This window comes from Pseudonocardia sp. CA-142604 (genome assembly GCF_050948475.1).
GTDB lineage: Bacteria > Actinomycetota > Actinomycetes > Mycobacteriales > Pseudonocardiaceae > Pseudonocardia > Pseudonocardia alaniniphila.
The window spans coordinates 3,473,904-3,486,805 of record NZ_CP192045.1; the positions used below are offsets into that span (position 1 = coordinate 3,473,904).

The following is a 12,902-nucleotide window of genomic DNA, read 5'->3' on the forward strand; positions in this document are numbered from 1 at the left end:
GGACTGACGCAGGGTGCGCAGGCGACCGCCGGAAGGATCGCTCGTCGCTGTCAGTACCTGCGCAATTCCGATTGCCGAGCGAGATGGAGTTGACGGGCGATGACTCGTCGTGTGCGTATCGGTGTTCAGATGTGGCCCGGCGGAACGCCCGACTATCAGACGTGGCGTGACGCGGTGCTCGGTGCCGAGGACATGGGTGTCGACGTCGTGTTCGGTCATGACCATTTCCACAAGCCGTTCGTGGAGCTGACGAGCGAGGGGCAGGTTCTGCTGGCGGAGCAGCCCGATGTGAACAACTTCGAGTCCTGGACGACGCTCGGGGCGTGGAGCAGTTGCGGCCCAGGCCGCTGCGGCGGATTCCGATCCTGATCGGCGGATCCGGGGAGCGGAAGACGTTGCCCCTGGTCGGGAAGCATGCGCACATCTGGCACAGCTTCCTGGACATCGAGACCTTCCGCCGGAAGAACGACCTGGTGCGGGAGCACGCGGCCGCTGCCGGCCGTGACGAGGCGGAGATCGAGCGGGCGATCGACTGGCCCGGAATTGCGGCCGCCGACGACTACGCGGCCGAGGGCGTCACCCTCTACACCGCCGAGATCCACCCCGCCGACGACGGATACGACCTCGCCCCGCTGAAGGAACTGCTCGCCTGGCGCGACGACCGTCGGTGACGACGGCGAACCCCGACGCCTAGCCCTCGGCCTTGGGCAGACCACCGACGATCAGTCCGGTGGTGCTCGATCTCGCCGACTATCGAGGGCGCGCGCGGGGCGAAAATCACGGCGCGATGCTCCGGGTGGCTACTGCGGACCGGCAGCGTCTCAGCCGGTGACGATGGCGCCGTCAGTATCTACCCTCGGCTGGTCCTTCGTCGCCACCAGCCGGGGTCGCTATGTCCGATCCGACGACACCCGCATCGCCCGGTCCAGCCGACGGCATCTCCGGCCGGCGCCGGTTGCCCACCCGCGCGCTGGTCGCCGCGTCGATCGGGAACGCCATCGAATTCTACGACTGGACGATCTACGTCACGTTCAGCATCTTCTTCGCTACGCAGGTCTTCCCCAAGGAGGATGCGGCGCTGGCGCTGATCGGCACCCTGGCCACGTATGCCGTCGCGTTCTTCTTCCGGCCGCTGGGGGGCTGGCTGCTGGGCAGGTTCGCCGACCTGCACGGGCGACGGACGGCGATGCTTGTGACGATCCTGCTGATGGCGTGCGGGTCGCTCGTTATCGGGCTGCTGCCCACGTTCGCGATGGTGGGATGGCTCGCGCCGGCGCTGCTGCTCATCGCCCGCGTGGCGCAGGGCATGTCATTGGGCGGTGAGGTGCCCAACGCGTCGGCGTATCTGGCCGAGATCGCCCCGCCGCAGCGCCGAGGCCGCTACTCGTCGTTCTTACCCATCTCGACCGGTTCCGCCGTGCTCCTCGCGTCGCTGCTCGGTGCGTTACTGACCCAGACGCTCGACGCCGCGCAAATGGCCTCGTACGGGTGGCGGATCCCGTTCCTCATCGGGGGCGCGCTCGGCTTCGTCGGGCTGTGGCTGCGCTGGGCGATGCCGGAGACCGACCAGTTCGAGGCGAACAAGGTCGCGGCGCAGGCCCTGCGCCACCCGCTCCTGACGACCTTGAGGGAGCACCCGAAGGTCGTGGGCCAGCTCGTGGGCTTCATCCCGCTCTTCGCCCTCTGCTACTACACCTTCTTCTCCGCGCTCACCCCTTTCGCGGTGACCGTCCGTGGCGCCAGCGCGAACGAGGTCTTCATCGCTCTCTTGATCGCGACCGTGTTGTTCGTGGTGTTGGAGTACCCAATGGGAGCGGTGTCGGACCGGTTCGGACGCAAGCCGCAGATGCTGGTGTGGTCGGCCGCGACGGCGGTGCTGATCGTCCCGCTGTCCGGGCTGATCAAACCGGGGCTGGGCAACCTGCTCGTCGTGTTCTGCGTCGGCCTCGGGCTCTACACGATGATGACCTCCATCGTGGCGGCCGTGATGAGCGAGCTGTTCCCCACAGCGCTGCGGGGTCTGGGCATCGGCACCTGGTACAACCTGACGAGTGCCCTCTTCGGCGGCACGGCGCCGCTGGTCATCCAGTTGCTGTCCGCTGGGGGTGTCGCCGAGGCGTTCTTCTGGTACGTGGCCGCGGGCGCGGCTATCGCGTTCCTTGTGATCCTCACGCTGCCGGAGACGAAGGGCGAGGTGCTGCGGTGACCCCGGCGCTGGACCTGCTCACCGATCTGATCCCCCTGCACGCCGGGCTGCGGCCCGCGACGCCGTGCTCGCGGCGAGCCTCGCCGCGGGCGGCTTCACTGCCGACCCTGCGCAGCTGGAGTCGCCGCTGGGCTACTTCGCGCTCTACGGCGATTGCACCCGGCTCGGCAATGTGCTCGCTGCGCTGGAGCAGCTGTGGGCGCTGCGACGCCACGACATCAACGTCAAGAAGCACCCCGCCTGGTACTTCACTCAGCGCACCGCCGACGCCGCACTGCGGCTGGCGGAGCGGGAACGGCTGGATCCGGCGGAGGTGCGCTCGATCCGGGTGACGATGGAGCCGGGGGGATGGATCCGCTGATCCACCACCGTCCGAGCACAGGGTTGCAGGGCAAGTTCAGCGGCGAGTATGTCGCCGCGGCGGCGCTGCTGGATCAGGCACTCGGACTACGCACCTTCACCGACGAGTCCGTCACCCGTCCTGAAGTCCACAGGCTCGTGAAACGCGTCGAGGTCACCGAGTCGGCGATCCCGCCGGTCGGCCCGGCCGACTGGAAGTTCTCCTACGCAGCGGTGGAGGTGCAGACGGAGAACCGGGGCACGCTGAGTGAGCGGGCCAACGTTCCGCGTGGGGACCATCGCGCACCGCTGACCCGGGACGAGCTGGAGGCCAAGTTCCGCGACGCCCGTGGACTTCTCCGGCAGCGGCTGGGACGCGACGCGCTGCTCACCCGCCTCCGGAACATCGACACGACCAGCCGGTTTACCGGCCTTGTGGCTGCATAGCCCCGGGGCGTCGGCACTCGCTCTGGATGTTGCTTCGGACACCTCACGCACCAGAACCGCGCCTGCGTCGGTCGTGGAACCCGGAATTGTTGGGGATCAACAACTTCACCCCAAGTTGGCGCTCGAAGGAAAACACCGTCTGCGACCGGCTGACAGGCTGATGTGCAGCTTTCGTGCCGCTGCCGACACCCCGCCCTCCTCCGCCACGACCAAGAAGACACGGACCTCCTGGATCTGCATCAGCTGCGGATGAGAGCAGCGGCCTTTTCAGCGATCATAATCGTGCCCGCGTTCGTGTTTCCCCGCACGATCTGTGGCATCACCGAGGCGTCCACCACGCGCAGTCCGTCTATCCCGCGCACCCGCAGGTGGGGGTCCACGACGGCGTCGTCGCCTGTGCCCATCGCGCAGGTGCCGACCGGGTGGTACATGGTCTGCGTCCATCGGCGGGCGTAGGCGGCCAGGGCACCCTCGTCGAGGTCGGTCGGGATCGGAAGCAGCGGTTCGACCAGGTACTGCGCCACGGGGTCGGCCTCTGTCATGGCGATCGTGTTCTGCAATCCGCGGAGGAGGTCGTCGAGGTCGCGCTGGTCGTCATAAAACGCGAGGTCGATCTCCGGATGGGCCAGCGGGTCGGCCGATCGCAGTCTGAGGGTGCCCCGGCTGCGGGGTGCGAGTAGGGAGACGGCGGTCGTGAAACTGGGGCGACCGGTGGGGGCGAGGATATCCGCGAACGGCACCGCGCCGGCGTGCACCTGGATGTCGGGCACGGTCAGTGAACCTCGGGTGGAGAAGAAGGCGCACATCTCGGAGGGGCTGGTGGCCAGGGGGCCGCGCCGGCGCTCGGCCCAAAGCGTCTGTGCCTCCGCGGTCGCCGCGAGGTCGGCGAGGTCTGGGACCGTGATCACCTGGATCACCGGCACCGTGGGGTGGTCGTGCAGGTTCGACCCGACTCCTGCTAGGTCCACGACGACGTCGATGCCGAACTCACGGAGGTGGTCGGCGGGACCGATACCCGAGAGCAACAGCAGCTGCGGGGAGTTGATGCTTCCGCCGCACAGCAGGATCTCCGCGTCGGCACGGACGGCGACCTCGTCGTCTTTGCCGGCGCCGTCACGCTCGCGGTAGACGACACCGACCGCGCGGCCGTTCTCGACGACCACCCTGGTCACCTGCGCGCCGGTGCGGACCTCGAGGTTGGGCCTTCCCAAGGCCGGCCGCAGGTAGGCATCCGCCGCGGACCAGCGCTGCCCGTCGTGGCAGGTCAGCTGGAATGGACCGGCCCCCATCTGGGACTCGCCGTTGAAGTCGTCCGTGCGCCGCAGCCCCCACTTGACCGCTGACTCCACCCAGGCCAGGCAGACCTCGTGATCGAACACCTTGTCCTCGACCCGCAACGGCCCGTCGGTGCCGTGCAGCGGCCCGGCCAGGCGGTTGTTGCCCTCCGCGCGGACGAAGTAGGGCAGCACGTCGTCGAACCCCCAACCGGCCGCGCCGTGATGGTCACGCCAGCCGTCGTAGTCGGCGCGGTTGCCTCGGATGTAGACCATGGCGTTGAGCGAGGAGGACCCGCCGAGCATCCGGCCGCGCGGCATGCGGACCGAGGTGCCGGTGTGGGTCTGTCTGACGGTGCTATAGCCCCAGTCACACTCGGTACCGATCAGCGTCGGGAATGCTGCGGGGATCCGCACCGCCGGCGCCGTGTCCTCACCCCCGGCCTCCAGAAGCAACACCCGCCGGCCCGGGTCCTCACTCAACCTCCCGGCCAGCACGCAACCAGCACTACCGGCGCCCACGATCACGTAGTCGAACACGTCCACACCAGACACAGGAACTCCTTGAAGAGTCGGATCGAAAAGAGACGTGCCAGACCGTGACCACGGCACGCCACGAAACCAGTCGTTCTGTTGGTCTCGGTCAATTTCCCGTCCTTTGACTGCAAGCGACCCGTCTGCTCAGTGACGAGCAGAGCGAGTCGGGTCTGGACCTGGAACATCGTGGCGGTGCTGGTGCGTTCATCGGACCCGTATGGTTGCCGGGCAGTGCGACGGTGAGTCCCCGGCGAGCGTCCAACTGTGCAGAGGTGTACGGGGTTCCGGCGAAGCAGCCTGGGATTGTGGTCCGGTTCTGTCGGTCGTCCGTACAACCTACGTTCATCCCAACGCATTTCTGCTCGTGGACTTCCCGCGTGTCCATAGGGCTTGCTGATGACCGGCCATCGATGAATGCGTTGACGCACGCGTTCGCAATCCACGCAGAAATCGACCGATCTCTGGTGGACCGTCCGCCCTTGGCGGACCACGCGTCTGATCTGTGCTCCATGCCCGATCACGGCATGTTCCGGCACCATTGCCACAGGAGGTCGTGATTGTGATCGACGGTTCGTCAGCGCAGTCGTGTGCGCGAGCGGTCGAGGTTAGAGCGGTCGGGGACCAGCCGGGGACCACACGTTGTGCGTGTGGCTGCTCATGTGGAACCGGAGCGGACATCTCGCGCTTGGACGAGCGCTTATGACGTGCACGGATGCTTGCCCGCACGTCCTGGGGGTCAAGGGGTCGCAGGTTCAAATCCTGTCGTCCCGACGGCACGATGGGCGGTTCCCTAAGTCGGGGGAGCCGCCCATCAGCGTTTCTGCCTGGGGAAAGGCTGGGCTTGTCTGGCGAGTTGCGTGGGAAGAGGTCGTCCATTGCTGTGGTGCCCTCGTCGAGTACGGCCTGCAGTTGGTGGCGGTAGACCCGTTCGGTCACTGCGGTGCTGCTGTGTGCGACGAGGCGGGAGGTGTCCTGGTTGCGGACTCCCGATGCCGGGAGCAGGGATACGAAGCTGTGGCGGAGTTCGCGGGGTGTCCACGCGGCGGGGTTGAGGCCGGCGGCGGCGTTCACGTGGCGGAATGACCGGCGGACGTTGTGGGCGTCGAGCGCGGTGTCGTTGGCTGTGGCGATAACGAGCGCGTCTGGTGGTGGTGGGTGTGGTTGCGGTGGCGGTGGAGTGCGTCGACGCAGCGTTGTGGCATCGCGAGTCGCCGGCGTGATGTGACGGTCTTGGTGTCGCCGCCGGCGCGGATGGATCGGTAGACCGCGACCGATGGGGGTATCGGCGGGCTGGCGTCCGAACGTCCGTCGAGGTCGACCTCGTGCCAATGCAGGGCGCGTAGCTCTTCGCTTCGGGCGCCGGTCAACAGCGACATCAACGGCGGCGCCGGATCGTGCCGCGTGAGGCCCTGGATCAGTCGAGGGCCGCGATGGCTTCGGCGACGCCGGTGCCGTAGTCGGGGTCGGCTTTGGTGCAGTGGTCGATCCAGCGTTGTTTGATCTCGGTGGGGACGCCGATCATGGCGCGTGCGGTGTTCTGGCACAGTGCTTGTTGCTGGTCTGGGTTCATCTTTCGGTAGAGGTTGCCGGGCTGGCTGTAGTAGTCGTGGTCGTCTTGTCGGAAGTCCCAGTGGTCGGCGACTGCGCCGATGGGCTCTGGTGGGTTGCGGTAGCCGGGTTGTTCCTGCCACACCCCGTAGCTGTTGGGTTCGTAGTGCAGGGTGCTGCCGTAGTTGCCGTCGACGCGCATGGGGCCGTCGCGGTGGTAGCTGTTTACGGGTGCTCGTGGGGTGTTGACCGGGATCTGGTGGTGGTTGACGCCGAGGCGGTAGCGCTGGGTGTCGCCGTAGGAGAAGAGTCGTCCTTGCAGCATCTTGTCGGGTGAGAAGCTGATTCCGGGGACGACGGCGGCGGGGTTGAACGCGGCTTGTTCGACGTCGGCGAAGTAGTTGTCGGGGTTGCGGTTGAGTTCCCATTCGCCGATCTCGATCAGTGGGTAGTCGCTCTTCGGCCAGATTTTGGTGAGGTCGAAGGGGTGGTAGGGCACGGTCGCGGCGTCGGCTTCGGGCATGATCTGGACGCACAGTTTCCAGCGTGGGAACTCACCGCGTTCGATGGCCTCGTAGAGATCGCGTTGTGAGCTTTCGCGGTCTCCGGCGATGACGGCGGCGGCTTCGGCGTCGGTGAGGTTTTTGATTCCTTGTTGTACGCGGTGGTGGAACTTGACCCAGAATCGTTCGTTGTCGGCGTTGATGAAGCTGAAGGTGTGTGATCCGAAGCCGTGCATGTGGCGGTAGGAGGCGGGGATGCCCCGGTCGCTCATGATCATGGTCACGACGTGTAGTGACTCGGGCAGGGAGCTCCAGAAGTCCCATTGGTTCTTCGGGCTGCGCATGTTGGTGCGTGGGTCGCGTTTGATCGCGTGGTTGAGGTCGGGGAACTTGAGGGGGTCGCGGAAGAAGAACACCGGGACGTCGTTGCCGACGAGGTCCCAGTTGCCCTCCTCGGTGTAGAACTTCGCGGCGAATCCGCGGATGTCGCGGTCGGCGTCGGCGGCTCCGCGTTCGCCGGCGACGATCGAGAACCGGACGAACATCTCGGTGGTCTTGCCGACCTGTGCGAAGAGTTTCGCTTTGCTGTAGCGGGTGATGTCGTTGGTGACGGTGAAGGTGCCGAATGCTCCGGAGCCTTTGGCGTGCATGCGTCGCTCGGGGATGACCTCGCGGTCGAAATGGGCGAGTTTCTCCAGGAACCAGATGTCTTGCAGGAGCATCGGGCCGCGGGGGCCGGCTGTCTCGACGTTCTGGTTGTCGGGCACGGGTGCGCCTGCGGCGGTGGTCAGCTTGCGTTCGACCGGCCGGCCGTTGCCGGTGGTCACATCGTCGTCGGGCATGGGCCTCTCCGTGTGTTCTCGTGGCTGGGTGGGTCAGATCGGAATCACCGGTGGCGGCGTTGTACGGCGCGGGTCGAGGAGGCTCGAGATCGATCGGTGCACCGATCGTCAACCTCCTTCTCCGGAGCGTCGACACATACCTCGCCGTGGGAGACCACGACGCGCAGATGTTCGGTTATCGGCCAGGATCGGCGCGTCCGACAACCCGGTCGGCAGCGTGAACCGGCGGACCGTTACCGGCGGACCGTTCGGCCGGCGGTGCTGAGGTGATCTCCAGGGTGATCGCGCGTGACCATCGAGGTCGACATTGGGGATCGAAACTCTGTTGAAGACCACGGGCGCTCTTCTCACTGCTTGTGTCGGTTTCTGGGATACGTAGCCTGTAGTCGGGGTGACTCACTCGCGGAACCACTGACAGCATCGCCTCTCGGAGATTTACTGCATCTGGACGCACCCTTGGGCGGGCTTTCGGACGCCTTCGAGAGCGCGTCCGTACACCGAGAACAGGGGGCGAATGCCGTGGTGACGGCATACGCGTGGTAGTCCAGCCCATCGATGGGCAGGCCCGGGACCTGCGAGATGATGGACTGCACGGCGAGCCAGAGCCCAGCCGTGAGCAGCATTGCCTGGCACGGCCCCGTCGGGAGGTCCGCTCACGCCGCTGCAGCAACGGCGCCGGATCCGGGTACTGGCGCTGGTCCGCCACGACGAGCGCCGGTCGCTAGATCCAGCTTCGCCTGCCTGCGATCCGGCGCGTTCGAAAGAGATCGGCAACACGCATCGAGATCGACCCCTCCTCTCGCATCTCCGAGTTGATGGTATGCCACTTGTAAGGCGCTCTGGCCGATAGATCGTAAAGCCAGCTTGCCAGAGAGTAGATAGAATTCTATTCTCGGAGTGTGGGTGCCACCGCGGTGCATGTCAAGCGCCCGCGCCTCGGCTCGACATGGAGTGGTACCTGTCGTCGTCACCTCTCCGGGGCTGCCGGACTTGAGGGGAGATCGTCCGATGTAGATCACTGGCCGAACGGCGCCAGGAGATGGTATGCAAGTAGGGTGCACCGCGCCTGGGGGGCGCGTGACACCGGCTGGAAGGCTCGCGTTCGTCACGGGGCGGGGGAGCGGTATCGAGGCCGCTCGTGCACGGGTTCCCGTCTGCGGCTTTCGGTCAGATCCTTGACGTGATGTTGCGGACACCCGTTCTGCATCGCCCGAGTTGTCCGGTCGGGATGTCCGTGCGTGGCTGGGGTTGGATCGTGCATGTCACCGCGATCGCGGGGTACGCGGTGAATCTGCGCAGAACGCGTTGTAGACGACTCGCGTTGTAAGAAACTCGATGTCAATTCCGTGAGTACTGAGGATGACTAGACGCGGCAGCGGGTGGTGGGCCGACGCTCGATTCGCACGCTAGGCCGGCCTGATTTGATCGATGATGCCGGTCAGGACTTCTTTGGGACTAAACATAGGATGTTGGGATGGTTGTAATGAGGTGGACGTGCAGCTCAGGTCGATGAAGCACAGCAATCTGGGCGACAGCGCTCTGCTGGCTCTGATCGAGTGGGCTGGCCGGCGCCGTACGCGTGGAGAGATCGACGGCGACAGCAAGGCCGACATTCTTGACGTCGCGAGTGCTCGTGCAGGCGGCCACCTAAGCGAGACCGTCGACTCGGTCGAGTGGCCGCAAGCCACCGATGGAGTCGATGGCATGGGTGGCGATCAGCTCGCGACGATCGACGTGGCACGACGATGACGCGGGCTCGTTCCACGCTGCTCCTGGCCGTCGGCGTCATCCTGCTAGGAGTGAACCTGCGGCTGCTGGTGGTCGCAGTGTCTCCGCTGCTGGGTGCGATCCGTGCCGACACAGGGCTGTCGGCGTCGGCAGCTGGGCTGCTGACCACTGTGCCCTTGCTGTGCTTCGGTGTGCTGGCGCCGCTGGCCCCTCGGCTCGGCCGTCGGATCGGGATGGAACCGACGCTACTGCTCATCATGGTTCTGATCTCGGCCGGTGCAGCGATCCGCCTCCTGCAGCCACTAGCGGCACTCCTCGCCGGCACGGTGTTGATCGGCGCGGCCATTGCGGTTGCCAACGTGCTACTTCCGGGGCTGATCAAACGCGACTTCACCAGCCGGGTCGGCCTCATGACCGGGCTCTACACCGTGACGCTCTTCGCGAGCCCCGCCCTCGCCGCGGGATTAACCGTCCCACTGGCGAGGATTACTGGGCTCGGTTGACGACCTGTGATTGCGTTATGGGCCGTGCCTGCAATAGTGGCGATTATCGTATGGCTGCCGCAGGTTCGCCGGCCCAACCGGGTTTCGGTCGCCGATATGCAGGCGGCCGCGCACCCGGTGAGGGGGCTCTGGCGCAACCCGCTTGCCTGGGCGGTCACCTGCTTCATGGGTTTGCAGTCGATGACTTACTACACGGTTGCGGCCTGGCTGCCGACCCTGCTGGTCGACGCAGGAATGAGCGGCGTAACTGCGGGAACAATGCTGTCGCTGAGCAATGTCGTGGGCATTGTCGGGGCATTCCTGGCGCCGACGCTCGCGGGACGGGTGCCCCGGGCTGCAGCGCTCGTGGTGAGCAGCTCGTTGCTCTACGCGATTGCCCTCGGCGGATTGTCGGTCGCACCGACCGCCGGGACGTATTTGTGGATTTTGCTGCTCGGAATCGGCCAGGGCACCGCGACAAGCCTGGCTCTGCTCTACATCGTGCAGCGGGCACCGGACAGCCGGCACACGGCGCAATTGTCCAGCATGGCGCAATGCATCGGCTATGTGCTGGCAGCGCTCGGTCCACTCGGGCTGGGCGTCGTCCACGAGACAACCAACGGATGGACGATTCCGCTTCTGCTGCTCATCGCGGTCCTCGTCCCACAGGCCGTCACCGGTGTGCTCGCTGGCCGGGACCGTCATGTCTCCGGATACCCCGACGAACCTCCTACGCTGATGAGAGAGCAAACTCCGACCGATTCAGGAGGACGTTTGGGCACAGGCCCAGCTCGGCTTCCACGCAATGGATGAACTCTGCGTCCAGGACCCATTCGGTGCTTGCCACATCCGCGGCCGGCACCGTCACTCCGCGCATGTGGGCTGGCCCGAGATGGGCCACAGCAACTCCGAGGTCGTTGTCCGGTTCAGCCGCGGCTATGCGTGCTGCGCCGCGAGAGTCCGCCCCAGGTATGGGTGGCCCCGCCGCGTCGCAGCGCGGTGATGATGCGCCGCGTCCCGGCGCCCAATTCTCAGCCGAAGTTACCCACCACGGAGAAACAGCAGGCGGAGTTCGCGGCGACATCGAGCCGCCGTTCGAGGTCGACGAGGATCGAACACAGCAAGTCCCGCAGCAGTTGGCGTGCCGGAGCTCGTCGTTACCAGCGCAGGGGCCTTACGGTTGAACAGGCCATTGCGGCCAAGCCCACCCAGCCCTTCGACGCCAGGCGGGGGCAGGGGGTCATCGGCCCGGACCTTTTCACCACGCTCGTCTATCGCGGCGTGTGAGGCGCGTCAGTCATTCGTGCGATTTCCTCGAGCGGATCCCAGCGTGCGTCTCCTGCGTGGTTATCGTAGTTGCGCGGAGGGCCTGCCGCCGGCATTCGTGATGATGTCCGACGTGTCTGCGGTGCTGCCGCAATCGGGGGATGTCTCCCACCGTGCTGCGGCTCGGGTGTCCGGCGCAGGAGCAATGCTTGAAACCTGTGGATCACGAGGGTGGGTCGTACCCTCCCGGTGATCTTGAGGCTCTCAAGCAAGGCCGGCGCGCCAACGCCGGTCGGGAAGGTACGACCCGTGCTCACCGTAGTTCCTGGAGCTGCCGACGCCGATGACGACCGCCGGTGCGGTGGTGCGTCGTTGATCGACGAGCTCGTCCGCGAAGGCGCCCGCAGGATGCTGGCCGAAGCACTGCAGGCCGAGGTCGACGACTACATCGCCCGCCACATCGGCGAGCGCGATTCCAGCGGGCGCCGGCTGGTGGTGCGCAACGGCTCCCACCAGGCTCGCGAGGTCCTGACCAGCGCCGGGGCGGTGGAGGTGATCGCGCCTAGAGTCAACGATCGGCGCGTCGATCCCGAGACGGGCGAGCGGGCCCGGTTCTCCTCGGCGATCGTGCCGGCTTGGTGCCGCAAGACCCCGAAGGTCACCGAGGTGCTGCCGCTGCTCTACCTGCACGGCCTGTCCAGCGGAGACTTCGTGCCCGCCCTGGGGCAGTTCCTCGGCTCCTCGGCCGGCCTGTCGGCGCCGGTGATCACGAAGTTGACCGAGACATGGAAGGCCGAGCAGCGCGCGTTCGCCACCCGGGATCTGTCGGGTGTGGACTACGTCTATCTGTGGGTTGACGGGATCCACGTCAACATCCGCCTCGAGGAGCACAAGCTGTGCTTGCTCGTGATGATCGGCGTTCGCGCGGACGGGCGGAAGGAGCTCGTCGCGCTGACCGACGGCTACCGGGAATCTATGGAGTCCTGGGCGGATCTGCTGCGCGACTGCGCACGGCGCGGTATGCACGCCCCGGTCCTCGCGATGGGCGACGGCGCGCTCGGGTTCTGGGGCGCGCTGCGCGAGGTGTTCCCGACCACGCGGGAGCAGCGCTGCTGGTTCCACAAGATCGGCAACGTTCTGGGTGCGCTGCCCAAGAGCGCGCATCCCGGGGCGAAGAAGGCCCTCGCCGAGATTTGGAACGCCGAGGACAAGCAGCACGCCCTCGACGCCGTCACGTCGTTCAAGGCCGTCTACGGCGCGAAGTTCGGCAAGGCGGTCGCGAAGATCACTGATGACCTCGAGGTGCTGTTGGCGTTCTACGACTACCCGGCCGAGCACTGGATCCACCTGCGAACCACGAACCCCATCGAGTCGACCTTCGCGACCGTGCGGCACCGCACGAAGATCACTCGCGGTCCCGGCTCACGCGCGGCCGGGCTCGCGATGGCGTTCAAGCTCATCGAGGCCGCCCAGGACCGCTGGCGAGCGGTCAACGCCCCGCACCTCGTCGCGCTCGTCCGCGCCGGCGCGGTGTTCGTCAACGGCAAGCTCGTCGAACGACCCGACGAAACCCATCAACCCGAAGCAGCCTAAAAGATCTTCATCCACAGGTCTTGACGATTGCTCCGGCGCAGACAGGCACCGCCGTTACGGGCTCAGATAGAAGCTCGTCGTCCCAAGTGCATGTTGCGCGGGCATGCCAAGCACGCAGGATCTAGAAGACTGTATCC

Annotated in this window: 11 protein-coding genes and 1 pseudogene; 8 read left to right on the top strand and 4 right to left on the bottom strand. The window is 66.2% G+C overall.

All coding sequences use genetic code 11. The annotated features are described in order from the left end of the window. Positions 1-99: 99 nt before the first annotated feature. The 5 genes from ACQPZQ_RS15905 (at position 100) to ACQPZQ_RS15925 (ending at position 2,992) form a co-directional block, all read left to right on the top strand. Positions 100-369: a hypothetical protein gene (locus ACQPZQ_RS15905; protein WP_433296371.1), complete on the top strand. Its 270-nt coding sequence runs from the start codon at positions 100-102 to the stop codon at positions 367-369. After that, positions 324-671 (top strand): LLM class flavin-dependent oxidoreductase, encoded by a 348-nt coding sequence (locus ACQPZQ_RS15910; protein WP_433296373.1) that lies wholly within the window; start codon positions 324-326, stop codon positions 669-671. Before ACQPZQ_RS15905 ends, ACQPZQ_RS15910 begins: the two co-directional genes overlap by 46 nt. A gap of 221 nt (positions 672-892) precedes the next feature. After that, positions 893-2,206, top strand: a complete 1,314-nt coding sequence (locus ACQPZQ_RS15915; RefSeq protein WP_433296375.1) for an MFS transporter — start codon at positions 893-895, stop codon at positions 2,204-2,206. Positions 2,207-2,270: 64 nt separating this feature from the next. Next, positions 2,271-2,567: a hypothetical protein gene (locus ACQPZQ_RS15920; RefSeq protein WP_433296378.1), complete on the top strand. Its 297-nt coding sequence runs from the start codon at positions 2,271-2,273 to the stop codon at positions 2,565-2,567. Then, entirely contained in the window at positions 2,555-2,992 is a 438-nt protein-coding gene (locus ACQPZQ_RS15925; protein ID WP_433296380.1) for a hypothetical protein, read from the top strand. The genes ACQPZQ_RS15920 and ACQPZQ_RS15925 overlap by 13 nt, the downstream gene beginning before the upstream one ends. Before the next feature lie 105 nt (positions 2,993-3,097). Here ACQPZQ_RS15925 and ACQPZQ_RS15930 read toward each other — a convergent pair whose 3' ends face one another. From ACQPZQ_RS15930 to ACQPZQ_RS15945, 4 genes are all read right to left on the bottom strand, one after another. Next, on the bottom strand, positions 3,098-3,232 hold the full coding sequence (locus ACQPZQ_RS15930; protein WP_433296382.1) for a LysR family transcriptional regulator: 135 nt from the start codon (positions 3,230-3,232) through the stop codon (positions 3,098-3,100). Further along, positions 3,232-4,821 carry a GMC family oxidoreductase gene (locus ACQPZQ_RS15935; protein WP_433296385.1) on the bottom strand — a complete coding sequence of 530 codons (1,590 nt, stop codon included), beginning with the start codon at positions 4,819-4,821 and terminating at the stop codon, positions 3,232-3,234. The genes ACQPZQ_RS15930 and ACQPZQ_RS15935 overlap by 1 nt, the downstream gene beginning before the upstream one ends. Positions 4,822-5,145: 324 nt before the next feature. Further along, positions 5,146-6,132 (bottom strand): tyrosine-type recombinase/integrase, encoded by a 987-nt coding sequence (locus ACQPZQ_RS15940; RefSeq protein ID WP_433296387.1) that lies wholly within the window; start codon positions 6,130-6,132, stop codon positions 5,146-5,148. Between the two features lie 85 nt (positions 6,133-6,217). Beyond that, complete coding sequence (locus tag ACQPZQ_RS15945) at positions 6,218-7,696, bottom strand: catalase (RefSeq protein ID WP_433296389.1); 1,479 nt, start codon at positions 7,694-7,696, stop codon at positions 6,218-6,220. 1,488 nt (positions 7,697-9,184) lie between these two features. On the opposite strand from ACQPZQ_RS15945, the gene ACQPZQ_RS15950 reads away from it, so the two are divergent. The 3 genes and pseudogenes from ACQPZQ_RS15950 (at position 9,185) to ACQPZQ_RS15960 (ending at position 12,765) form a co-directional block, all read left to right on the top strand. Next, a complete protein-coding gene (locus tag ACQPZQ_RS15950) occupies positions 9,185-9,445 on the top strand; it encodes a hypothetical protein (RefSeq protein WP_433296391.1) in 261 nt (86 codons plus the stop codon). Further along, positions 9,442-10,719 (top strand): annotated as a pseudogene (locus ACQPZQ_RS15955) (CynX/NimT family MFS transporter). Before ACQPZQ_RS15950 ends, ACQPZQ_RS15955 begins: the two are co-directional and overlap by 4 nt. Before the next feature lie 762 nt (positions 10,720-11,481). Beyond that, positions 11,482-12,765 carry an IS256 family transposase gene (locus tag ACQPZQ_RS15960; RefSeq protein WP_433292910.1) on the top strand — a complete coding sequence of 428 codons (1,284 nt, stop codon included), beginning with the start codon at positions 11,482-11,484 and terminating at the stop codon, positions 12,763-12,765. The last annotated feature ends 137 nt before the right edge of the window (positions 12,766-12,902 follow it).

Excerpts from the sequence above, each read along its gene's own strand:
- ACQPZQ_RS15905 (WP_433296371.1), top strand. The coding sequence starts at position 100 with ATGACTCGTCGTGTGCGTATCGGTGTTCAGATGTGGCCCGGCGGAACG.
- ACQPZQ_RS15945 (WP_433296389.1), bottom strand. The coding sequence starts at position 7,696 with ATGCCCGACGACGATGTGACCACCGGCAACGGCCGGCCGGTCGAACGC.
- ACQPZQ_RS15915 (WP_433296375.1), top strand. The coding sequence starts at position 893 with ATGTCCGATCCGACGACACCCGCATCGCCCGGTCCAGCCGACGGCATC.
- ACQPZQ_RS15930 (WP_433296382.1), bottom strand. The coding sequence starts at position 3,232 with ATGCAGATCCAGGAGGTCCGTGTCTTCTTGGTCGTGGCGGAGGAGGGC.
- ACQPZQ_RS15925 (WP_433296380.1), top strand. The coding sequence starts at position 2,555 with ATGGATCCGCTGATCCACCACCGTCCGAGCACAGGGTTGCAGGGCAAG.